We start from the raw sequence: 20,397 nt of genomic DNA, 5'->3' as shown, positions 1-20,397 counted from the left end.
GGGAGTCGGAAACGTAACATCGTGACGGTACGATCGGCACGACGCCAATAACGCAAGGAGCACATGGTGACAGATCGGAACACTGACCATCCAGCTGATCGCGAAGTCGCCTCCACTCCTTCCAGCGCTGCCCTGCGCGCCGCCGTCTCCACGCCCGGCCCGCGCAAAATCACCCTGCGCGACGCCATCGGCTTCGGCATCGGCGACTTCTACGGCGGCGGTCAACTCACGCTCATCGCCACCTATCTGTCCCTGTTCTGGACGCGCTTCTGCGGCATGTCCATCGCGCAATCGCAGACCATCATCGGTCTGAGCGCGTTCGTCAGCGCCGTCGCCGCACTCTGCTTCGGCGTCGCCGACGACAATCTTTATCGTTACCCGATCGGCCGCCGTTTCGGCCGTCGCCGTCTGCTCCTGCTCATTACCGCGCCACTCATCCTGTTCGGCGTCTTCCTGTGGATCCCCGGCCAGCCGCTCGGCGTCTACATCGCCGCATACGTCCTGTGGGTCGTGCTCGCGCAGCTCTTCCAGACCGCCTACAATCCGCTGCCCGGCGAAATGACTCCCGACTTCAACGGCCGCACCAAGCTCTCCACCGTCCGCATGTTCATCTCCACCGGCTCGGCCACCGTCATCCCGCTCGCCGGAGGCGCGGCCATCGCCATCGCGGGCGAGTCCAGTCCGGCCGGTTACATGGCGTTCATCATCGCCACCACCATCCTGTTCGCGCTCGCCGTGTTCGCCAGTTGGCGCGCCACATGGGAGATGACCCCGGAACAGGCCGGTTTTGGCGCGTATGAGCGTGGCGAGATCCGTGAGGGCCACATCGGGGTCGCCGGCTGGCTCAGGCGCGCCGGCAAGGTGCTGCGCGAGTACGCGAGCACCCTGCGCGTGGCCGAATTCCGCAAGCATCTGACGATCTACCTGCTCGTGCAGATGTCGATGGACGTGTTCGGCCAGACCTTCGTGTTCTTCGTCGTCTATGACTGGAACCGCACCGCCGCGTTCGCCTCGCTCCTGCTCGGTTGCACGGCGATCTCCCTGCCGCTTATGCCGCTGTTCGGCCTCGGCATGGCCAAACTCGGGCCGCGGCGCATGTACGCGATCAACTACGCCGGGTGCGCTCTCGGCGTGATCTGGCTGTTCGTCGCGTGGATGATGGCCGATTCGGGCGTATTGGCCGGTTCCGCATGGACGGTGTTCGCCGTGGCCGGATCGTTGTGGTTCTTCGCGTTCAAGGCGCTGTGCGGCTATCTGCCGTGGGCCGTGTTCCCGTACATCGCCGACATCGACCAGCTGGTCACGCGGCGCTACCGTTCGGCCACGTTCGCCGGACTGCAGGCGTCGCTGCGGCAGGTGTGTTCCGGCATCGGCACGATCGCGGTCGGCGTGATCCTGTCCGCGGTCGGCTTCGACGCGACCCGGGCGTCGCAGTCGCTGCCCGCGCGCATCGGCTTGGGCGCGGTGCTACTCGGCGGATTCGCAGCCGCGATGATGATCTGCTGGATCGTCTCCGCGCATCTGATCATCGACAAACGCACCGATGCGATCGTGCTGCGCGAGATCGACCGGCTGCGCAACGGTGGCGGCAAGACCGACGTCGATCCCGAAACCCGCCGCACCGTCGAGTCCCTCACCGGACTGCCCTACGAGCAGTGCTGGTGAGTCGCCACGCGGAAGGATTGACACGATTGAACAGGTCGTGGCGTACAGTGGAACGCAGAATCCTACCGATGTGAGCAAAGGACGAGATCATGGTCACGATGAGCGATGTCGCCAAAGCAGCCGGCGTGTCACGCGCTACGGTGTCGTACGCGTTGCGCGGCGACCCGCGCATCACCGAATCCACCGCGAAGAAAATCCGCGAAGTGGCCGCCAGCCTGCACTACAACGCGAACCTATCGGCCCGCTCGCTGCGTTCCGGCCGCACCGGCATCATCGGCGTGGCGATCTTCGAACTCGACCGTCCGTATCCGTCCGAAATGAGCGCCGCCATGTCGCGCGAGATCGCGAGTCGCGGCTATCAGGCCATCGTCCAGCAGACATCCAGCGAAAAGGACGACGAGATCGCGATCCTGCAGAAGGTCACGAGCCAACTGTGCGACGGCATGATCTTCAGCCCGGCCAAGGTCGCCGACGAGGAACTGCGGGCCATGTCGCACGGCAAGCCGATGGTGCTGCTCGACGACCTGTCGCCCGACCCGGTGTTCGATTCGGTCGCCACGGCCTGCGAGGCGGGAGCCCAGGCTGCCGTGAGCCATCTGATCGAAGTCGGCTGCAAGCATATCGTCGTGGTCGGCTCGCCCTATGAGCTGCTCGTGGAGGACCGCATGGCCACGACCGTGCGCGGCCGGCGCGTGCTCGGCTGTCTGCGCGCGTTCGAACAGGCCGGCATCGAGACCGGGCCGAACAACTTCCTCGACATCGAAACGTGGACGTCGGATTGCGCGCGCGAGGCCGCGCATCAGTTGGTCGATGCGGATCACGATCGTCAGGTCGACGGCGTGTTCTGCATGACCGATACGGTCGCGCTCGGCTTCCTGCGCGGACTGGCCGACCGCGGCGTGCGCGTGCCGGACGACATCGCGGTGGCCGGCTTCGACGGCATCTCGGAAAGCGAGTATTCGATTCCGTCGCTGACCACCGTGCGCACCGATCTGGACGATCTGGCGCACAAGGCCGTCGGCCTGCTTCTCGACCAGATCGAAGGCGACGGTGATCCGCGCGAACCGCAGCGTCTCACCGCCGATTTCGATCTGGTCGTGCGCGAATCCACCCGCCGCTAACGGTCCGTTTTTTGTCATTTCGACCGAGCGAAGCGAGTGGAGAAATCTCTTTCAGTCAATGCCTTCTGGAAGATTTCTCGACTCGGTTTCGCCTCGCTCGAAATGACAGGTAAGTCACCGTCACAGGCTGCGGGCGGCCTCGACGACCCAGCGGATGTGTTCCCAGTCGATGTTCGCATCGATCGTGCAGTCGCCGCCCAGAATCAGCCCGCGCTTGCCGTGGTCGAGGATCAGGTCGCGCGTGTACTGTTGTAGCTCGTCCTTGCTGCCGGTGTAGATCAGCCCGCGCTGGATCTTGCCATCCCAATGCGTCTCGAACCCGCCCATGCACGAGCGGCCGCCGAAGAACGCGCGCCCGTCGTCCAGGCTCAGCCCCTCCACGAACACCGCCCAGTTCACGGTCTTCACCGGGTAGTCCTGCCAGATCGCGAGCTGGTTCGGCGCGCCCGCCCAGCCGCACATGTGCATGATGTTGTTCTCGGAATACCGGTTCGCATGCTCGAGCACATACAGGTCGCTCGGCGTGACGAGCTTGTGGTACTGCTCGACGCTGAAGCGCGCCGCCTCGCCGCCCTGCACGCAGTAGTACACGCCGTCGCAGCCGGCCTCCTCAATCAGGCGGCGGCACAGTTCGGCCTGCGTGACCGCGATCCGGTCGAGCGCGGCCATCACCGGTTCCGGTGTGGCCTTGAGCGCGTCCGTCACGTCGTCGTACGTCTTGCCGGCGAACTCGTACGCGAACCGCAGCGCCGACAGCGGGCAGAACACGTTGTAGAACACGCACCGTTCCTTGCCGATCGCCTCGACGATGCGCTTGGCGCGTTCGACCTGATCGGTGATGTACGGGTCGTCTGGCGCGAGCGGGCGGATCGCCGACCAGTCGTCGTTCGCGATCGCGTCCGCGTCGATCGGATACGGGAAGTAGCCGTCGCACATGATCTTCACGAAGTCGAGATCGGTGTCGCGATAGTACTTGAGATGCGCCGCGATGTTCGCCTCTCCCGTGGCCTCGTCGCCGGCGAAGTGGAACCAGAAGCCGACCGGCACATGGTCGACCGGCAGGTTGTTCATTGCGTTCAGCATGCGCGTGCGTTTATCCATGATTGCTCCTTTGGATTGGATTGGTTGGGTTGATGTGCAGTATTTTTCCTAGTCATTTCGGCCGGCGTGGTCTTTCTAGTCATTTCGACCGAGCGAAGCGAGTGGAGAAATCTCTTCCCACTGACGGTCCTGAAAGATTTCTCGATTCGGCTTCGCCTCACTCGAAATGACATGACGCGTGTGCTGATTGATGCGGCACTAGCGCTTACGCCAGCTGCCGGTCGAGCCGCGGGATGGCCGCCGCGTAGATCGCGAACGTTTGCCACAGTGCCCCCATCATTACTTGAATCGATTAAAAGACCCATGCGCATCATCCTACCTATTTCCGGTCGGCCGGTACATACCCATTCCGGATAGTTGACCGGCCGGCCGAACGTCACCGTCTCACGCGGCGTCGCGCAGATCGGCGCGGCTCAGCGAACCGGTCGCCGGCAGCAGCCCGTCGGCTCGCAATGCCGCCGCCATCTGGTCCAGGCACCGTTCGAGCAGCGGGTACGGCATCGCGAAGTTCATACGCACGCATCCCGCGCCCGCAGCCCCGCACTCGCGCCCGTCGGTCAGCGCCACGCCGGCCTTCTCGAGGAAGTATCGAGCCGGATCGGCGATCTCCAAACCGTTGAAATCGAGCCACGCGATGTACGTGCCCTGCGGCCGCACGTACCCGACGCCCGGGAACTGCCCGTGCATCCGCTCGTCGACCAGCGCCGCGTTGCGCTTGACGTACTTGAGCACCTCGTCGAACCACAGTCCGCCCTCCTCGTAGGCGGCCGTGGACGCGATCGCGCCGATCGTGGCGGTCTGGTGCTCCGACCACTCGCAGCGCGCGTCCCACATCGCCACGTCGTCGGGATTCGTCAGAATCACCTGCGCGCACTTCGTACCCGGGATGTTGAACGACTTCGACGCGGAGGTCGCCGTGAACGCCTGCCGCGCGGTCGTCTCGTCGATCGCCGCGAACGGCACATGACGGTAGCCGTCGAACACGAACGGCGCGTGGATCTCGTCGGAGAAGACGCGCACGTCGTAGCGTTCCGCCAGTTCGGAGATCCGCAGCATCTCGTCGGTCGTGCAGACCTTGCCGATCGGATTGTGCGGGTTGCACAGCACGAACGCATGGCAGCCGGCGCGGAACGCGTCCTCGATCGCCGCGAAGTCGAACTTCCAGTCTTCGGCCGCGTCGTCGCGCAGCATCGGAATCTCGATGCAGTCCACGTCGTACAGCCGCGGCAGGCTCAGGAACGGCATGTACGCCGGCGTCGGCACGATCACGCTGCCGCCGTGGCCGACGATCTCGCGCAGGAAGATCTCGAACGCCTCGACCACGTCGGGCACCACACGCACCTGCGCGGCATCCACGTTCCACCGGTAGCGGTTGCGCTGCCAGTCGGCGCACGCCTTGGCGACCTGCCGCTTCCACGGTGAGGGGATATAGCCGAGCGCGCACTCGCTGACGGCCTGGTCGATGGCCCGCTGGATGCACGGCGCCAGACCGAAGTCCATTTCCGCGATGAACGCGCCCACGCAGCCGGGGTAGCGCGACCACTTATCGCTGCCGCCGCGCGCGAGTTCGTCGGCGGTTTTCTGATCGATGGCCTGTGCGTCGAATCCGATGATGTCCTTGATGTAATCCATGACTTCTACTGTGGCGCGCCGCGACCACGGGCGACACCGGGATCGTCCGCATGTTGCTTAGACAACCTATAAGCAAACGAATAGGTCGGGCAGTCGTGCGTGGCGATCATCTGACTATCCAATCGTCTTGTTTCCTGTCATTTCGACCGAGGCGATAGCCGAGCGGAGAAATCTCTTCCCTCCAACGCCTCAGGATGGTGTTTCGCATCATTCAGTGCTCAAGCAGCGGCCCTGCGGCCCACCGCAGCTCGTCGCACAGCGTGCGTACGGCCGGTCGCGCATCGCCTCGTCGCGTGATGATGCCGACGCTGCGCCGCGCGTACGGGTCGTCGATCGGGCACAGCGTGAGGTTCGCCGGCAACGGCGCCATCGAGGCAAGCCTGGAGACGATGGATACGTTCTCACCGATTGCGACAAGGTTCTGCGTGGTCGCGTAATCGTCCACGCAATACGTGATGTTCGGCTTGAAATCCTCGCGCGCGGCCATGCTCAGCAGGTTCGTCTGGCAGAACGGGCAGCCGGCGATCCAGTTGCACGGTGCGAACGTACGCAACTTGACCGGCGTGCCATTCTCGCGGAACCGCCTGGCCGAGGCGAACGAGCTTTTCATGAGCAGCAGCAGCGGATCATCACCGAGGTCGTCGAAGGCCAGTTCGTCGTCGTTGATGACGAGGTACTGCGGGATGCTGTCGTAGCGGAAGATCATCGCGCAGTCGGCCGTGCCCTGCGTGACGGCCTCAATCGCCTCGGGCGGTTCGGCCTGCGCGAGGCTCACGTCGATCGGCGAGTCGACGCTGAGCTTGGCGAGCGCCTTCGAGACGATGGTCGAGCAGATCGACGGCGGCGCGAGCAATCGCAGCGTGGTGTCGGCGCGGCGTCGGTATTCGTCGAATTCCTTGCCGGCCTGCGCGAGCCGCAATGCGATGAGTTCGCCGTGTTTGGCGAGGATCATGCCGGCTGCGGTGAGCTTGACGCCGCGTCCTTCCCGTTCGAGCAGCGCACAGCCGCAGTCGCGTTCGAGCTTGCGTACCTGTTGGCTGATGGCCGGCTGCGACCAGCCGAGTGCGCGTGCGGCGGCCGACAGTGATCCTTGCGTTTCGATGTGCCACATGGTGACCAGCAGGTTCGGGTCGAATGATGGACACTCGACACGCCGATCGTCGGCGGTTGCGCTGGGTGCGGTGCTCATATTCGTCTCCTTATGGATGCGTGGCCGTGACCGTCCGTGCGGTGTGCGTCAGTCGTTCGCGAGGGCGCATGATTGCGGCGATCCGGCGTGACCGAGGCGGCTGCGGATGGTGCCGTGACGCGGGGCGGATCAGTCCTGATATCCCGATCATAGCGGCGATGCCGGCATGGACGAACGATTTGACACGATTGAATTACGTGAGGTATAACGTCAAACAAACCGTAGTTAATCGAGTCAATTTCGTTTGACGCAGTGTACGGGAGATCGGATTGGCGTGGCGACGGGGCTGCGGCAGTCTGCGCGCGCTCGCGCGAACACAACCCAAGGAGAGCATCATGAACCACAAGGAAACCCCCAACAGTATCGTTCCGGTCATCCCGGCAACGGGCAACCCGGCGTCCGCACACGGCCTCCGTCGCCGCACTCGCGCGATCAAGGTCGCCGTCGCATCCGCCGCCGTGCTCGCCATGCTCGTCCCGATGGCCGCCTGCGGATCGACCTCGGCCGGGTCAAACGGTGGCAAGACCACGCTCACGCTGTTCTCGTGGGACAACGACAAGACGATGGAGCCGTATATCGCCGCGTTCGAGAAAGCATACCCCGACATCACTGTCGACCAGTCCAGCGCGCCGAACAACGCCGACAAGGACTCCACGCTTGCCGCGCGCATCTCCGGCAACCAGGCCCCCGACGTGTTCTACATGGGCGGCGCGAAAACCACGCGCACCGTGCGCAACGGCTACGCGCTCGACGTGACCAACGAGCCGTTCGTCAAGAAGATGAGCGACGCGAACCGCGACTGGATGAGCAAGGACGGCAAGGTCTACGGCGTGTCCATGACCTCGTGGGAGTCCGGCATCGTCTACAACAAGGATCTGCTCGCCAAGGTGGGCGCGACCGGCATCCCCGAAACATGGGACGAATTCCTCGACCTGTGCAAGAAGCTCAAGGCCGCCGGCATCACGCCGTTCCTCGAGCACCTCGACGAGACGCCGCACCTGCTCGCCGCATGCCTCGGCGGCCAGTACGCCAAGAAAGGCAACTCGATCGGCGACGAGATCATCACCGTGGAAGGCAAGTCCACGTTCGCCAAGGAATACACCGACTGCCTGACCCAGTGGAACCGCCTGTACAGCGAGAACATCGAGGACCGTTCCGCGGTCGGCGTCAGCTCCGACGAGGTCGTGCAGCAGTTCGTCGGCGGCCAGCTCGCCATGTACATCACCGGCCCGTGGGATATCAAGACCCTCAACGACTCCGGCGTCAACTGGGACATGGATCTCGTGCCGACGTTCAACGACGCCGAGGCCCGCTACGGTGCGGGCGCGGCCAGCAACGGCTACGCGATCTACTCCAAGCTCACCGGCAAGAAGCTCGATGCCGCCAAGAAGTGGCTCGAGTTCATGGTTAGCGACGACGCGCTCAAGATCCAGGCCGCGGCCGGCAACGCCGTCACCGTGCAGGGCTTTAAGCAGGATGTCGACGAGCACTACAAGAAGGTTTACGAGAACGGCCTCGTCAAGAGCCGCTACTACCTGCCGATCATGCACTGGAACACCTACAGCTCCGGCCTGAGCCCCGAGGTCGTCGCGCAGATCCAGCTGCTGGTGCAGGGCCGGCAGAACCCGCAGCAGACCGCCGAAAACCTCGATAAGAAACTGGCGACGCTCAAGTGAGCCGCGCAACGAGGCCCGAGACGGTTACTCGGGGGAGCGCGGCTGACATGCGGGGAAGTGTGGCTGCGACGGATGCGGACCGTCCGACGCTGGATTCGTCACGGTCCGATGTGCGGTCCGGCAGTGCGCAGGTCGCCTACGACGATCGCCGCTGCCTGATCCTCGGCGTGATCGCCTCGGCCTCGCTGTTCGCATCCAGCGCGTTCGGCGTCGGCTCCAGCATCGCCCTGCCCAACTGGCAGACCGCGTACGGTTTGAGCAACTTCGTCACCGGACTGCTGCCCACGCTCATGCTGCTCGCGGGCGCGGCCGGCGCGCTGTTCGGCGGCATCCTCGCCGCCCGGTTCGGCAACCTGCGCGTGCATCATCTGGCGATCCTGTTCGTCGCGATCGGCAACCTCGTCGTACTGTTCGCGCCGAACCAGTACACGCTCGCGGTCGGCCTCATGGTTGGCGGACTGGCCGGCAGCTTCGACACCCCGGTCGTGCTCGCGGTGATCGCCGAACGTGTGCCGCTTGCCCGGCGCGGCCATGTGATCGCGATCTCCGACATGGCCGGCCTGTTTGGCCTGATCGCCGCGGAAGGACTCGCGTTCGCCGCGACCGTGACCGGTGCCGCCGACGTGACGATCGTGTTCGTGTTCAACGTAGTGCTGTGTTTCGCGGTGTGGGGGATCCGCATGTTCAGCGTGCGCTACCACCGGCTCGAGGACTCGTTGCTGGAGGCCGAAACGCGGCGGCTGCACGCGGAGGCCGTGCGTGCCGGTGATGACGACGATGCCGCACGCGCGGCTGCAAACGTCGCCGAGAACGGTGCAAACGCGCGTATGCGCCGGCAGCAACTGCTTCCGTCGCTGCTCATCACCTGGGGATTCTTCCTGTGCTGGCAGCTGCCGGCGAACACGTGGGGAGGCTTCCTCAACTACTTCCTCGTGTCGGTCGGCGGTCAGTCAAACGCCTTCGCGACCGGCGCCGCGTTCTTCGCGAACATCATCGGCATGCTCATGATCATCTTCGTCTACCGTCGGTTCATCGACAGCCGTCACCGGTACGTCATGATCTACTGCGGACTGGCGGTCGGCATGATCTCGTTGGTCGCCGTCGCGCTGGCCGGCGGCCAATGGCAGATCTTTACCGTCTGCTACTTCCTGTACTGCGCGGTCAACATGCTGCACGGCAGTCCGGTGTACAAGATCTGGTGCCAGGAGCTGTTCCCGGCACGGTTCCGCGCACTCGGTATGGGCGTGACCACGTTCGGCGTGCAGATGATCATCGCCGTGTTCGGTCTGCTCACGCCCACCCTCATGCACGGCCATTTGCACGCGATGCTGTGGTTTCTTGCCGGTTGCCTGTGCGTCAACGCCGTCGTCGCCGCGCTCGCCATCGGCTATATCCGCCGCCACCATATTCCCGACCCTGCGGTGTGATTTGCGTGGGGCGGCATAGTGTTGCCGTCCCACTGCGCTGACGAGGTGTCGCGGAGTTCGCGTCGCGTGTATCGGAAGTCTAAACGCAAAAAGCGGTGGGTCGGTTCCCGAAGGAGCCGACCCACCGCTTACCAGGAGGAAGGAAGGAAAGGTAGGGAGGTCAGATCAGGACAGGGACTTGAGCTTGTCGTCCATGTTCTTGGCGGTCTGTGCCGGCGTCTGGCTGCCCTGCACGAGGAGCTGGAACTGCGCCGTCCACTCGGTGTTGATCGCGTTGCCCTTGAGTCCCCAGTGGTTGACCGGCAGGTAGTACTTGCTGGTCAGCAGGCCGTTCTTGTATACGTCGGTGTAGCCCGGGTCGACGTCCTGCTTGTAGCCCTGCACGGTGACGATGTTGCCGGCCTTGGCCTGCAGATCCAGCGCCTCCTTGGAGACCATGAACTCGAGCCACTTCTTCGCGGCGTCGGCGTGCTTCGTCTTGGAGTAGATCGCATAGCCGGGGGACGGGGAACCCGCGCCGTAGTTGGCCTCGCCGCCCTCGAACGTCGGCACCAGACCCATCTTCCAGTGCTGGCCGCCCTCGTTGAGCTTGGTGAAGTCCCATGCGCCGGTGATGAACATCGCGAGCTCGCCTGCGTTGAACTGCTGCACGATCTGGTCGCCGCTGACGCCGACCGAATCACGGGATTCGATGTCCTCGTCGTACAGCTTGTACCACTGCTTCAGGCAGTCGGTGTACTCGGCTGAGAACGTGGTGGTACCGTCGATGATCTTTTCGTCGCCGTCCTGGTTGCCTTTCTTGGCGTACTGGCCGCCGACGCAGGCCGCCACGAGGTGCGGGGTCTCGTCGATGTGTTCGAGGAACGGGGTGATGCCGGCCGCCTTGAGCTTCTTGCACAGCTCGAGGAACTCGTCCCATGTGGACGGGATGCCGGTCGCGCCCACCTTCTTGAGCAGGTCCTCGTTGTAGACGATGCCGGACTCCCACGAGGTGATGGACACGCCGTACACCTTGCCGTTGGCGGTCAGGTAGTCCTTGTTGGCCTGCGCCACGTTCTTCATGAACGGCTCGTTGGTCACGTCCATCACCAGTCCACTCTTGACCTTCTGGTCATGGCGGGCGTTGCCGAGCGTGAATATGTCGGGTGCTTGGCCGCCGGAGAAGCGCTGGTTGAGAATCGAGTCCTTGTCGCCGTTGTTGGGGGCGCTGGACTGGTCGACTTTGATGTTGGGGTATTTCTTTTCGAACGCTTCGATGTACGGTTTCATGGCCTCGTCGTTGTCCCACGTGAACATGGTCAGCGTGGTCTTGCCGTCCGCCGAAGTGCCGCTGTTGCCGGAACCGCATGCCGCCATCGGCGCGATCGTGGCCACCGCCGCGACTGCCGCCACCGCCGTCTTGACGAAGGTGTTGCGCTTCATTTTCGTTCTCCTCACTGCGATCTGCCGCGACCGCATTCTCAGCTACTATATCCACTGCGATATCCGTAGTTTGAAACGATTATTTGAACCGTTTCAACTGCGTTGGTACAGTTATATACCCGCGGATTGAATCGAGTCAAATTCCTGCCGGCGGACAGCGTCGTGGCGGGATGGATGTGTGACGATAAACGAAACGCATGTCTCATGCGGAAAGACTTGGAAAATCAACGGAAACGATGATTGCGGTGATGATGATGCCGGACTGTCGCGTCGGCGTGTCGCGTGGACGTATCTCTGCCGATGCGGACGAGGTGAGGTCGCGGGGTCCTGCGGCCGATGGTTCGGGAAGATTTCTCGACTCGGCTTCGCCTCGTTCGAAATGACGGAGAACGGGTTGGGCGCTTTGGGGTAGCGGTAATTCGACGGCTTCGCGGCCATGCCCTTGGGAGCGACTCCTCATCGCAAAAAGGCGGTGTTTCGGTCATTGGTGACCGAAACACCGCCTTAGATGCGTGATCGCGGGGAGTGCCCCCTAGGTCGATTCAGTTCGGATCGTCGCTCAGCTCAGCGAGGCGAGCTTGGCGTCCATGTTCTTCGCAGCCTCCTCAGGAGTGACCGAACCCTGCACGAGCAGCTGGAACTGCGCCGTCCACTCGGTGTTGATCGCATTGTTCTTCGCGCCCCAGTGGGTCACCGGCAGGTAGTACTTGCTCTCCATCAGGCCCTTCTCGTACACGTCGGTGTAGCCGGGGTCGACCTCCTGCTTGTAGCCCTTGACCGTCACGATGCTGCCGGACTTGGCCGTGATGTCGAGCGCCTCCTTGGACGTGATGAACTCAAGCCACTTCTTGGCCGCGTCCATGTGCTTGGTCTTGGAGTAGATCGCGTAGCCCAGCGATGGCGAACCCGCGCCGTAGTTGGCCTCGCCGCCCTCGAACGTCGGCACGAGGCCCATGGCCCAGTTCTGGCCACCCGCGTTCAGGTTCTTGAAGTCCCATGCGCCGGTGATGAACATCGCCAGTTCGCCGGCGTTGAACTGCTGTACGATCTGCTCGCCGCTGACGCCGACCGAATCGCGCGTCTCGAGATCGCGGTTGTACAGTTCCATCCACTGGTTGAGGCAGTTCGGATACTCCTTGGAGAACGTGGTGGTGCCGTCGATGATCTTCAGATCGCCCTCGGTGTTGCCGTCCTTGGCGTACTGGCCGCCGAGGCAGGCCGCCACGAGGTGCGGCGACTCGTCGATGTGCTCGAGGAGCGGCGTGATGCCGGCGTCCTTGAGCTTCTGGCACAACTCGAGGAACTCGTCCCACGTTTCGGGGATGCCGTCATAGCCGACCTTCTTGAGCAGATCCTTGTTGTAGACGATGCCGGATTCCCACGAGGTGACGGACACGCCGTACACCTTGCCGTCCTTGCCGAGGTATTCCTTGTTCGCCTCGCCGAGGTTCTTGACGAACGGCTCGTCAGTAATGTCGAGCACGAGGCCGCCATTGACCTTCTGGTCGGAGGCCGCGCTGCCGAGGAAGAACACATCGGGTGCCTGGCCGCCGGAGAATCGCTGGTTGAGGATGGAGTCTTTGTCGCCGTTGTTCGGCGCGCTGGATTGATCGACTTTGATGTTGGGATATTTCTTTTCGAACGCCTCGATGTACGGTTTCATGGTTTCGTCGTTGTCCCACGTGAACATCGTCAGCGTGGTCTTGCCGTCCGCGGAGTTGCCGCCGCTCGTCGACCCGCATGCCGCCATCGGGATGATCGTCGCGCCGACCGCAAACGCGGCCACCGCCGTCCTGATCCACTGGTTGCGCTTCATTGCTGTTCTCCTCACTGCGATCGTCCGCGATCGCCTCTTCTTGGTTGCCATCTACTGCGATGACTGTCGCTTCGGATTGGTTGTTGATTGTGGCTGTGTTCCGAAGCTGTCATTTAACGTTATACGCCACGATTTTAATCGTGTCAAATTCTGCGGTACGATACTTACGTGACACGATTCAACCTAGTTTCCCAACGGTCGAAAAACCTAGGAATCACAGCCGATCAGAAGGAGTCCGAACGTGGTGACCATCAATGATGTGGCGAGGGCCGCCGGCGTGTCGCGGGCGACGGCCTCCTATGCGCTGCGTGGCGATCCGCGCATCGCCGTGGCTACCGCGAACAAGGTCCGTCGCGTGGCCAGCCAACTGCGATACACCGCGAATCTGTCCGCGCGATCGCTGCGATCGGGCCGCAACGGCGTGATCGGCGTGGCGATCTACGAGCTCGACCGCCCGTACCCGGCTGAGATGAGCGCCGCGATGTCGAACGAGATCTCCCGTCGCGGCTGCCAGCCGATCGTGCAGCAGACCTCCAATTCCAAGGAAGGCGAGATTTCGATCCTGCAGCGCGTGACCAGCCAGCTGTGCGACGGCATGATCTTCAGTCCGGGCAACGTGGGCGATCAGGAGCTCAAGATACTCTCGCACGGCAAACCGATGGTGCTGCTCGACGATAGCTCCCTCGCGCCCGTGTTCGATTCGGTCGACACGCCGTGTGTGGAGGGCGCGGCCGCCGCGATCCGTCACCTGATCGATGTGGGCTGCCGTGACATCGTCGTGATCGGGCCGGACTATGGGCTGTTGGGCGACCCGTGCGCCGCCGCCGGAGTGGAGGGGAGGCGCATGCGCGGCTGTCTGGCCGCGTTCGAAGAGGCCGGGATGATGACCGCCGATGTGACCGCCCGGTTTGTGCACACGCGGTGGAACGCCGACGATGCGCGGCAGTGCGCGCGCGATCTCGTGCGTTCGGGGCGGCGGTTCGACGGCGCGTTCTGTCTGACCGACACCACCGCGATGGGATTCATCCGCGGGCTCGCCGACTGCGGCGTGCGCGTGCCCGACGACGTGGCTGTGGTTGGATTCGACGGCATCGCCGCGGGCGCGAATCTCGTGCCGTCGCTCACGACGATTGCCGTTGACCTGGACGATTTGGCCCGCAAGGCCGTTGATCTGCTCATGCGGCGCATCTGCGAGGACTCCGCCGATCCGGCACCGCCCCGCCGCCTCACCGCCGATTTCCATCTCGTCCAGCGCGAATCCACGCGTCGATGACAATCTCCGCGACACGGTTTGACACGATTCAAACTTGTGGTGTATAACTGAGTCATCACGGTTTGAAACGGTTCAAATAATCGTTCCAAATCGATGGGCTTCGTAGAAGACAGTCATCGAGGCGATCGTCGCTGATCGCAGTGAGGAGACGGAAATGATCGGTTCGATCAACCCACCCGGCCGACTGCCGATGTCCATCGCCAATACCTTCCAGGGAATCGAGTAACAATGAGCAATCAAGCAACCGGCGTCGTGCTGAGCGACAAGGATCTCGACAAGCGCCGTCGTCACCGCAACTTCATGGAGGATCTCTCCGCGTTCTGGTTCCTCCTGCCGATCATCGCCTGCTTCGTGGTGCTGCTGCTGGTGCCGCTCATGCAGACCCTGTACTTCTCGTTCACCGACTTCGACGGCCTGAACCTGAACCCGAACTGGGTCGGCGGCAAGAACTACGCCAAGGTCTTCTCCGACTCCTCCATCCTGCAGGGCCTCGGCTTCACCCTCGCCTACGCGATCCTGACCACCCTGCTGGTCACCGTCATCGCCATCCCGCTGGCCGTCCAGCTCAACAGGCGCTTCCTCGGCCGCAATTTCGCGCGCTCGCTGTTCTTCTTCCTGTCCGTGCCGTCCGCCGCCGTGCTCGGCATGATCTGGAAGTTCATCTTCTCGCCGCTCAAGTCCGGCCTCATCAACTCGATCCTCGCCGCCGTGGGCCTCGGCCCGATCCCGTGGCTGTCGAACTCCCGCCTCGCCCAGTTCTGCGTGATCTTCGTGGCCGTCTGGGCCCAGATAGGCTGGCATGCCACACTGTACCTGGCCTTCCTGCAGTCCATCCCGTCCGACCTGTACGAACAGGCGCAGGTCGACGGTGCCAGTCCGATGCAGCAGTTCGTGCACATCACCCTGCCGCAGCTCGTGCCCGGCATCGTCACCTCCACGTTCCTGCTCATGTCCGGCGGCCTGAAGGTCTACGATCTGCCGTTCACCCTCACCAAGGGCGGCCCGGGCTACGCCACGAACACCGTCTCGCAGGCCATCATCACCCGCGGCATCGGCATGAACGAGTATGGCATCGCCTCCGCGCTGTCCGTGCTGTTCGCCATCGCCATGCTCGTCGTCACGTTCGCCCAGCTCGGCGTCTCCCAGCTCATCGCCAAGCGGTTCGAGTAGGCATCGCCGCCGCATCGAACCAGGCAATCGAAATCAGTAATCAGACATCAAGCAAGAAGGTCGTTATGAACAATACTGTCGCCAAATCCAAGGGACTGGGCAAGTCCGGCCGCGAACGCGTCGGCTACTGGGTGCGCACGGTCGTCATCCTCGCGCTCGCACTGATCTGCGCCGTGCCGCTGTGGTACGTGGTCATCAACACGTTCAAGACGTCGAAAGACATGATGGTGCACCCGCTTGCGCTGCCGGAAGGCGCATGGCAGTTCGGCAACTACGTCACCGCGTTCGAGAACCTGCCGTTGGTGCAGGCGTTCGGCAACACGCTGTACGTGACGATTCTCGGCGTCGCGTTCCAGGTGTTCATCGGTTCCCTCGCCGCGTACGGCATGATCATCCGCAACTCCAAGTTCACCGCCGCGATCGGCGCGATCCTGATGATCGCGTTCGTCATCCCCGGTCAGGCCACGTTGATCCCGCTCTACCGCATGGAGGCGCAGACCGGACTCGTCAACACGCTCACCGGTCTGGTCGTGCTGTACCTAGGCGGTTCGGTGTTCTGCTACTTCCTCATCGTCGGCTACATGCGCAAGCTGCCGTTCGAGCTGGTTGAGGCGGCGCGCATCGACGGCGCCGGCCCGTTCCGCATCTACTGGACGATCATCCTGCCGCTGATCCGCCCGATCCTGACCACCGTGGTCGTGTTCCAGACGCTGAGCACGTGGAACGACTTCATGAACCCGAACGTGTTCCTGTCCTCCGGCGACAAGAAGACGATCGTGCTGCAGGTCTACAACGCGGTCGGCGAGTTCAGCACCGACTGGACCACGTTCATGACCATCATCGTCATCTCCCTCATCCCGGTCGTCATCTTCTTCATCTTCTGCCAAAAGTGGATCGTCGCCGGCCTGGCTGCTGGCGCGGTTAAGGGCTGACGCGTTAAGTGGGAAGCCCGGTGGGCTTCCCGTAGCGTCAGCCTGAGCGAGCCGATAGGCGAGTGAAGGTCGGATTGAGTCCGAGCGTAGCGAGGTCCTTAATTGCAGGGCCGGAGGCGAGCCGTTAAGCAGCAAACAAATCTCGCGCATGGCGCGAGTTCCTCATTGCGGCGCCGCAGGCGACGCGTCGGAAACCCATCCCCTTAGCCTCCTGACGTTGACGGAGCCTCGGCCCCCTCGGCTGAGGACATTGCCGTTAAGCAAACAGCGGAGCTGTTTGTAGGCGATGCGCGAGCCGACAGGCGAGCCAGCAAGAAGTCAGCCGTAAGGCTGTCCATAATTGCGGATGGCTGTCAGCGAAGCTGACTGGGGGAGCGTCGGCGGGCCGACCGTTTCTCACGCTGCCATCCGTATCCGAGTTTCACGTAGAGCAGATGCCAAACCAAGAACATCCGCCGAACACAACCGTTCAAGAAAGGTCGCGTTTCAATGAACCGTCGCTGGACCCAAGCCGAGATCTGGTCGTGGTACCGCAACCACGATTGGATCTCCGGCTGCAACTTCTCACCGAGCACCTCGCTCGGCGGCATGTTCGCGCTGCTGCAGGAATACGGTCACGAACAGATCCGCCGCGAGTCGGCCAAGGAGATCGCCCTCGCCGCATCCGTCGGACTCAACTCGGTGCGCGTCTTCCTGCCGTTCGAGGTCTGGCATCACCAGCGCGACGCGTTCTTCGCGCACCTCGACGAGTTCCTCGCCCTGCTCGACTCCTACGGCATGACCCTCATGCCGGTCATCTTCAACGACTGCCGACCGCCGAAAAGCCAGTACCGCGAACCGGTCTTCGGGCCGCAGCCCGAACCCAAGCCCGGCTTCTTCGGCGGCACCGACGAGAACTCGTTCGACACGGCCACCCAGACCGGCAAGCGCGTCGGCTACAGCGTCTTCGACGAACCCGACATGCAGCCGGTCGCCGAACGGTACGTGCGCGACCTCGCCCGGCACTACGGCGACGATCCACGTATCCTCATCTGGAACGTGTGGAACGAGGTAGGCAACTCCAGCCGCGACCGCATGTCGCTGCCGCTCATGCGCAAGGCATTCGCATGGCTGCGCGAGGAGAACGTGAGCCAGCCGCTCACCGCCGAAGTCTGGGGCGCGCAGATGCCCGACGACGCGTCGTACTACGAGTGGCTCAACAACCCGCACTTCTTCGGCGACATCGACCGCGAAAGCATCGAACTGTCCGACATCGTCACGTTCCACTACTACGGCGACTACCTGCACTCCAAGCGGCTGATCGCGTGGCTCAAACAGTTCGGACGGCCGATGATCAACACCGAATGGATGCACCGCCCGTTCGCGAGCTGCATCGAAACGCATCTGCCGCTGTGGAAGCGCGAGGGGATCGGCAGCTACTTCTTCGGATTCGTCAACGGCAAATCGCAGCTCAACGTCGTGTGGGACTTCATCAAACCGTATCCGAGCGTCGACCAGACGCTGTGGATGCACGACATCTTCCACGCCGACTTCACGCCGTACGACCCCGACGAGATCGCCGTGCTGCGCGCATGTAACGCCGACAAGACCCTGCCGGATTCGTGCCGGCCGCCGGTCGATCGCTAGTCGATCGCCGACTTCACGAAAGGACCATCATCATGACCACCGTTCTCGAGCCGCCGGTCGCGCGGGCCGTACCGTACGATCAGCTGCCGCACCGCGTCAACAACGCCGTGCTCGCCACCAATCCGCTGCACCGCTACTGCGCCGATCCCAACCTCGCCATCTTCGACGGCCGCTACTTCCTGTACTGCACCGACGACGGCGTGGACGACTGGGGAACGACGTGCTTCAGCGTGTACGTGTCCGACGATCTCGCCTCGTGGGAGCGTTACCCGGCGCTCGACCTGCGTGACGTGCCGTGGTGGGACGGCTCCGACGGCGCGTGGGCGCCGAGCATCGTGCGGCGTGCGGACGGCCGGTACGTGTTCTATTTCGTGGCCGGATCGTCGATCGGCGCGGCCGTGGGCGAATCCCCGTACGGGCCGTTCGTGCCCGAACCGGAGCCAATCGTGCGGCGCGGCACGCACCAGTGCCATACGATCGATCCCGGCGTGTTCGTGGACAAGGACAGCACGCGGTACCTGCTGTTCGGCAACCGTCGTGCGTGGGCCGCGCCGCTGAACGAGGACTGCCTCTCGTTCGACGAATCGCAGGCGTTCTCGTGGGTGCCGGGCGACTTCCGCGAGGCCATCTGGATCCATGAGCGGGGCGGCATCTACTATGCGAGCTGGTCGGAGAACGACGCGAACGACGAGGACTACCAGGTGCGCTACGCGACGGCTCCGTCGCTGCATGGCCCGTGGAGCGGGCCGCGGCCGTTGATCGATTTCGACCCCGCGCATAAGCTGTACGGCACCGGGCACCACAACATCGTGAACATCCCCGGCACCGACGAATGGATCGTGGCCTACCACCGCTTCGCCTACAATCCGGACGGCCGCTGGGAGGGCGGCAACGGATTCCATCGCGAGGTCGTCTTCGCCCCGCTCGTGCATCGCGACGACGGATCTTTGGAGCCGATCCATCCCCAGACCGGTTCGTACGTCCGGCCGTTGACGTTCTGACGCGTCCCGTTCCTCGCCCGCGGAGATGACTTCGCGGGCGATATTGTCTTTGCCGTGCGCGCCGGTGTCGGTCTCGTCTCGGGGCTCTCGTTTCGGGGCTTATGGGCTGCGCCGACTTCGACCCGCCGACCGGTCGTGATGATCTGGTTTCTGCTGTCTGGTGTTGGCTATGCCTCGCCGTTTACACTCCCGGGCATACGGTCGTTTCCACGCCTCGAACCGGCCGTATGCCCGGTAGCGTCCGTCGAGATCGGGCCCGAATCCGGGCTTACGGTCGTTTCCGTGTTCCGAACCGGCCGTATGCCCGGGAAGTTGCGCGTGGTGGTGGCCATGTTCCCGGGCATACGGCCGTTTCCGACCTCCATGCCGGCCGTATGCCCGGGAGGTTTGCGTGTCCGATGGGTGTGTCCCGGGCTTACGGTCGTTTCCGGTCTCTATGCCGGCCGTATGCCCGGGAAGGGGAGGGGTGAGCCGAGTCCCGTCACCATTTGTTGCGGCAATGGCGTGCGAGTGGGGGGAGTTGAACTCTGCCGACGTTGCGGGCTTGGGTCATGATGACTGGTTTGGCCTGTGTTCGCTTGGCTCCTGTCCGGTGTTGAATCACGCGTTTTCGGCTGGTTCGGGTTCGTTCGTCACTTTTTTTGTTACGGCGGATCTGAGAAGGGCTGGTATGTCGGAGCTTGTGCTATGAAGAGTTAAGGGGTGCCAGATATGAATCCGGCACCCCTTGCGGCTCTAATGGGGATGGGTTTGGAGCCACCCCGCCGGTTTCGACCCGTTCCCTAAAAGTCCTTCGTGCGCGCCTGAAGAGCGGGAGCGGCTAGCAGTGTTTCCGCCGGCACCATCCATCATAGTCGATATCATGATCGGTGTCGATGACGTTCTCTAGCAGGAATCGATTCGGCCGTCCGACAATAGTCGGGCGACGTTGCCGCGTCCTACGCGGCGCGGCCCTAATGAAAGGCGCGATTATGCGCAGTTTGGATGAGGAGCCGCGCGGCGGCTCGATGCTCGGGTACATGACGGTGATGTTCATCGTCGTTTCGGCCAAGATCGATACGGTCACGGCCGACTGCATCTGCATGGCCTTGACGGCCTACGTGATGTGGCAGTATCACAAGGAAAGCCGCGAATAGCGACACACTCAGCCCCGGCGGTATGAACTGGCGGGGTCGATGACGGCCCGTGCAGTGCCCCGAGAGCTTGGCCCGCACGGGTCCACCGTGTTTGGTTGTTTGATGGGTTGAGTGGCGACGCTGACGCTCGCACCATGCGTGGTGTTGTTTGAAAACCTACGCGTGGGAGCGGACGTGGCGTGTTAGCGCGTGCCTCGTCGGATGGCTCGT

15 protein-coding genes are annotated in these 20,397 nt (G+C 63.3%); 10 read left to right on the top strand and 5 right to left on the bottom strand.

Going from position 1 to position 20,397, the window contains the following annotated elements; translation table 11 throughout:
• Positions 1-63: 63 nt before the first annotated feature.
• Positions 64-1,665, top strand: a complete 1,602-nt coding sequence (locus KIH76_RS09340; RefSeq protein ID WP_219070428.1) for an MFS transporter — start codon at positions 64-66, stop codon at positions 1,663-1,665.
• 89 nt (positions 1,666-1,754) lie between these two features.
• Entirely contained in the window at positions 1,755-2,786 is a 1,032-nt protein-coding gene (locus tag KIH76_RS09335; RefSeq protein WP_214374057.1) for a LacI family DNA-binding transcriptional regulator, read from the top strand.
• A 120-nt stretch (positions 2,787-2,906) separates the two neighbouring features.
• On the opposite strand, the gene KIH76_RS09330 is transcribed toward KIH76_RS09335, so the two are convergent.
• From KIH76_RS09330 to KIH76_RS09320, 3 genes are all read right to left on the bottom strand, one after another.
• A complete protein-coding gene (locus KIH76_RS09330; protein WP_219070426.1) occupies positions 2,907-3,887 on the bottom strand; it encodes a uroporphyrinogen decarboxylase family protein in 981 nt (326 codons plus the stop codon).
• A gap of 384 nt (positions 3,888-4,271) precedes the next feature.
• The gene (locus KIH76_RS09325) at positions 4,272-5,519 is read right to left on the bottom strand and encodes a MalY/PatB family protein (RefSeq protein WP_219070424.1); all 1,248 of its coding nucleotides are present in this window, start codon (positions 5,517-5,519) and stop codon (positions 4,272-4,274) included.
• A gap of 211 nt (positions 5,520-5,730) precedes the next feature.
• Positions 5,731-6,708 carry a LysR family transcriptional regulator gene (locus KIH76_RS09320; RefSeq protein ID WP_219070422.1) on the bottom strand — a complete coding sequence of 326 codons (978 nt, stop codon included), beginning with the start codon at positions 6,706-6,708 and terminating at the stop codon, positions 5,731-5,733.
• Positions 6,709-7,043: 335 nt separating this feature from the next.
• Here KIH76_RS09320 and KIH76_RS09315 point away from each other — a divergent pair, with 335 nt between their 5' ends.
• On the top strand, positions 7,044-8,384 hold the full coding sequence (locus KIH76_RS09315; protein ID WP_214374061.1) for an ABC transporter substrate-binding protein: 1,341 nt from the start codon (positions 7,044-7,046) through the stop codon (positions 8,382-8,384).
• A gap of 47 nt (positions 8,385-8,431) precedes the next feature.
• Positions 8,432-9,811 (top strand): MFS transporter, encoded by a 1,380-nt coding sequence (locus tag KIH76_RS09310; RefSeq protein WP_214374062.1) that lies wholly within the window; start codon positions 8,432-8,434, stop codon positions 9,809-9,811.
• 165 nt (positions 9,812-9,976) lie between these two features.
• Here the strand turns inward: KIH76_RS09310 and KIH76_RS09305 are convergent, their stop codons facing one another.
• Complete coding sequence (locus KIH76_RS09305; RefSeq protein ID WP_219070420.1) at positions 9,977-11,233, bottom strand: ABC transporter substrate-binding protein; 1,257 nt, start codon at positions 11,231-11,233, stop codon at positions 9,977-9,979.
• A 559-nt stretch (positions 11,234-11,792) separates the two neighbouring features.
• Positions 11,793-13,049: an ABC transporter substrate-binding protein gene (locus tag KIH76_RS09300; RefSeq protein WP_219070418.1), complete on the bottom strand. Its 1,257-nt coding sequence runs from the start codon at positions 13,047-13,049 to the stop codon at positions 11,793-11,795.
• 241 nt (positions 13,050-13,290) lie between these two features.
• Between KIH76_RS09300 and KIH76_RS09295 the strand changes: the two genes are divergently transcribed.
• The 6 genes from KIH76_RS09295 (at position 13,291) to KIH76_RS09270 (ending at position 20,187) form a co-directional block, all read left to right on the top strand.
• Positions 13,291-14,322, top strand: coding sequence for a LacI family DNA-binding transcriptional regulator (locus KIH76_RS09295; RefSeq protein ID WP_219070416.1), 1,032 nt, complete (start codon positions 13,291-13,293; stop codon positions 14,320-14,322).
• A 228-nt stretch (positions 14,323-14,550) separates the two neighbouring features.
• On the top strand, positions 14,551-15,492 hold the full coding sequence (locus tag KIH76_RS09290; protein WP_236036958.1) for a carbohydrate ABC transporter permease: 942 nt from the start codon (positions 14,551-14,553) through the stop codon (positions 15,490-15,492).
• Between the two features lie 65 nt (positions 15,493-15,557).
• Positions 15,558-16,424: a carbohydrate ABC transporter permease gene (locus KIH76_RS09285; protein WP_214374066.1), complete on the top strand. Its 867-nt coding sequence runs from the start codon at positions 15,558-15,560 to the stop codon at positions 16,422-16,424.
• Positions 16,425-16,913: 489 nt separating this feature from the next.
• Positions 16,914-18,050 carry a beta-galactosidase gene (locus KIH76_RS09280; RefSeq protein ID WP_219070415.1) on the top strand — a complete coding sequence of 379 codons (1,137 nt, stop codon included), beginning with the start codon at positions 16,914-16,916 and terminating at the stop codon, positions 18,048-18,050.
• A gap of 32 nt (positions 18,051-18,082) precedes the next feature.
• Positions 18,083-19,051, top strand: a complete 969-nt coding sequence (locus tag KIH76_RS09275; RefSeq protein ID WP_214374068.1) for a family 43 glycosylhydrolase — start codon at positions 18,083-18,085, stop codon at positions 19,049-19,051.
• 971 nt (positions 19,052-20,022) lie between these two features.
• On the top strand, positions 20,023-20,187 hold the full coding sequence (locus tag KIH76_RS09270) for a hypothetical protein (protein ID WP_219070414.1): 165 nt from the start codon (positions 20,023-20,025) through the stop codon (positions 20,185-20,187).
• Positions 20,188-20,397 lie beyond the last annotated feature (210 nt).

Source organism: Bifidobacterium simiiventris, from assembly GCF_019331715.1.
Taxonomy (GTDB): domain Bacteria; phylum Actinomycetota; class Actinomycetes; order Actinomycetales; family Bifidobacteriaceae; genus Bifidobacterium; species Bifidobacterium simiiventris.
The sequence above is the reverse complement of the archived record's forward strand: the minus strand, read 5'-3'. Positions and strand labels throughout refer to the sequence as shown.

Excerpts from the sequence above, each read along its gene's own strand:
- KIH76_RS09340 (WP_219070428.1), top strand. The coding sequence starts at position 64 with ATGGTGACAGATCGGAACACTGACCATCCAGCTGATCGCGAAGTCGCC.
- KIH76_RS09335 (WP_214374057.1), top strand. The coding sequence starts at position 1,755 with ATGGTCACGATGAGCGATGTCGCCAAAGCAGCCGGCGTGTCACGCGCT.
- KIH76_RS09330 (WP_219070426.1), bottom strand. The coding sequence starts at position 3,887 with ATGGATAAACGCACGCGCATGCTGAACGCAATGAACAACCTGCCGGTC.
- KIH76_RS09325 (WP_219070424.1), bottom strand. The coding sequence starts at position 5,519 with ATGGATTACATCAAGGACATCATCGGATTCGACGCACAGGCCATCGAT.
- KIH76_RS09320 (WP_219070422.1), bottom strand. The coding sequence starts at position 6,708 with ATGAGCACCGCACCCAGCGCAACCGCCGACGATCGGCGTGTCGAGTGT.
- KIH76_RS09315 (WP_214374061.1), top strand. The coding sequence starts at position 7,044 with ATGAACCACAAGGAAACCCCCAACAGTATCGTTCCGGTCATCCCGGCA.
- KIH76_RS09310 (WP_214374062.1), top strand. The coding sequence starts at position 8,432 with ATGCGGGGAAGTGTGGCTGCGACGGATGCGGACCGTCCGACGCTGGAT.
- KIH76_RS09305 (WP_219070420.1), bottom strand. The coding sequence starts at position 11,233 with ATGAAGCGCAACACCTTCGTCAAGACGGCGGTGGCGGCAGTCGCGGCG.
- KIH76_RS09300 (WP_219070418.1), bottom strand. The coding sequence starts at position 13,049 with ATGAAGCGCAACCAGTGGATCAGGACGGCGGTGGCCGCGTTTGCGGTC.
- KIH76_RS09290 (WP_236036958.1), top strand. The coding sequence starts at position 14,551 with ATGAGCAATCAAGCAACCGGCGTCGTGCTGAGCGACAAGGATCTCGAC.
- KIH76_RS09285 (WP_214374066.1), top strand. The coding sequence starts at position 15,558 with ATGAACAATACTGTCGCCAAATCCAAGGGACTGGGCAAGTCCGGCCGC.
- KIH76_RS09280 (WP_219070415.1), top strand. The coding sequence starts at position 16,914 with ATGAACCGTCGCTGGACCCAAGCCGAGATCTGGTCGTGGTACCGCAAC.
- KIH76_RS09275 (WP_214374068.1), top strand. The coding sequence starts at position 18,083 with ATGACCACCGTTCTCGAGCCGCCGGTCGCGCGGGCCGTACCGTACGAT.
- KIH76_RS09270 (WP_219070414.1), top strand. The coding sequence starts at position 20,023 with ATGCGCAGTTTGGATGAGGAGCCGCGCGGCGGCTCGATGCTCGGGTAC.